This window comes from Streptomyces sp. NPDC059499 (genome assembly GCF_042749285.1).
Classification (GTDB): Bacteria; Actinomycetota; Actinomycetes; order Streptomycetales; family Streptomycetaceae; genus Streptomyces.
In genome coordinates, this window is sequence record NZ_JBHYTT010000041.1 from 1 (window position 1) to 1820 (window position 1820).

Below are 1820 nucleotides of genomic sequence, written 5' to 3' on the forward strand. Positions count from 1 at the left end.
GACGCCGGCTACCAAGGACTCGGAGCACAGACCGGCGGACGCGTCGTGACGCCACCGCACCGCAAGTTCAAGAAGAACGCCCCGGACTGGTACGAGGAGATACACGAGCGCCAGCGCAAAGTACACTCCTCCCGACGCATCCGGGTCGAACACGGCATCGCCCACCTGAAGAACTGGCGGGCACTGGCCCGTCACCTCGGCCGCCGAAAGCACATGGACGACACCGTCCAAGCCATCGCCGGCCTGCTGTCCCAGCAGCAGACCGCAGACCTGGTTTTCGCGTCACAGACGTGAGAGCCGAGCCCCACCAACCCCTTCGACGTCTCACCGCTAACCGTGCACGAGCTCGTAAGACCTGTCCCGTAACTGGTCGGAGTGACCAACAGCCCATGACAACGAGGGCTGGCCAGGCTTCGAGGCGGTGCGGTCATGTGGCTGATTGCCGAAGCGTCTCCCTCCACTCGTCGCTGACATCGCGGGATTCATCCATAGCGGGATCGCGCCTTCCGTCGGGTGCGTAGGCCGGGGACCGGTCTGCGCGGAGCGGTACGTGGGCGCAATACCAAGCCCGCTCAGCGCCTGCCTGCTCGGCGTCCGTGCCGGTCAGTCGATAGTCGAGCAGGGCGGTCATGACCCGGCGGCGCCCGAAGGCATAGACCGCTGGTTCAACGAACCAGAGGCAGAAGCTGGGGTCCGGGTCGCAGACGGCTGCAGCCATCAACGGGGCGAAGAACTCTTCGGGCAGGTTGGCACGTTCGAGCAGTGGCTTGCGCACCGCATGGGCCAGGTGCCGTGCGCGGCGTGCTTCCGGTACGTCGGCCGCGTTCCCGAGACCCACCAGCCGCGCCACCTCGGTGGCGCATGACAGGAATGAGCGTGCAGCTGCCTCGTTGTGCTCGTCGTCGGCCATGGCCGCATTCTGAACCTGCTCAGGCCGAGAGGGTACGGGGCGATGGTTGCTTCTCACCGAGTGAAACGATCACGTCGTGGCTGGTGTGATAACGGCGTCGGTACCGTCCTGGATAGAACCCTTCACCGGGCTGAGCTCGCGCTGATTCAGCAAGTTGGTTGCCTCGGTGCGACGCGAGCAAGGCGTGGATCAGCAGCGAGGCCGGCCCTGGAGCCTGCCGCTGGAGGACCGTGTCCTGCTGGTGACGGCGTATTGGCGCACGAACTTAACGATGCGCCAGCTTGCTCCGTTGTTCGGGATCTCCAAGTCGGCCGCGGACCGGATCATCGACCACATTGGGCCGTTGCTGGCGCTCCGTCAACGGAACCAGTTCCCCCAGGACACCGTGCTCATTGTCGACGGGACCCTGGTGCCCACCCGCGATCACTCGGTGGCCGAGCAGTCGAAGGACTACCGCTACTCCAATGCCCACCAGGTCGTCATCGACGCTGATACCCGACTGGTCGTCGTGGTGGGCCGGCCCTTGCCGGGAAACCGGCACGACTCCCGTGGCTGGGAGGAGTCCGGGGCCAAGGCTGCCGTCGGCACCACAATGACGATCGCCGACGGCGGCTACCAGGGCACGGGTCTGGTCATCCCGCACCGCCGCCGTAAGGGCGAAGAGCTCCCGCCTTGGAAGGAGAAGCACAATCGCTCCCACAAAAGGGTCCGCGCCCGCGTCGAGCACACCTTCGCCCGGATGAAGAGCTGGAAGATCCTCCGCGACTGCCGCCTAGTAGGGCTTTGTTAGGTGTCTGGGCAAGCGGTCGCCTTGGTGGTTTCCTGCTGGTATAAGGGCAGATGAACTCGCCGCGTGCCGGGGCCGGTTGGAGGAGTTCGCTAGGGAGGTGTTCGCGCCGTTGGCGCGGGC

2 protein-coding genes and 1 pseudogene are annotated in these 1820 nt (G+C 65.7%); 2 read left to right on the top strand and 1 reads right to left on the bottom strand.

The genetic code is table 11. The annotated features are described in order from the left end of the window. On the top strand, positions 1-294 hold a 294-nt coding region (locus ACFW9O_RS36585), incomplete at its 5' end, for a transposase family protein (RefSeq protein ID WP_384615489.1). 133 nt (positions 295-427) lie between these two features. On the opposite strand, the gene ACFW9O_RS36590 is transcribed toward ACFW9O_RS36585, so the two are convergent. Beyond that, positions 428-910: a hypothetical protein gene (locus tag ACFW9O_RS36590; RefSeq protein ID WP_384615491.1), complete on the bottom strand. Its 483-nt coding sequence runs from the start codon at positions 908-910 to the stop codon at positions 428-430. Positions 911-986: 76 nt separating this feature from the next. On the opposite strand from ACFW9O_RS36590, the pseudogene ACFW9O_RS36595 reads away from it, so the two are divergent. Continuing rightward, positions 987-1700: pseudogene (locus ACFW9O_RS36595) on the top strand (transposase). Positions 1701-1820 lie beyond the last annotated feature (120 nt).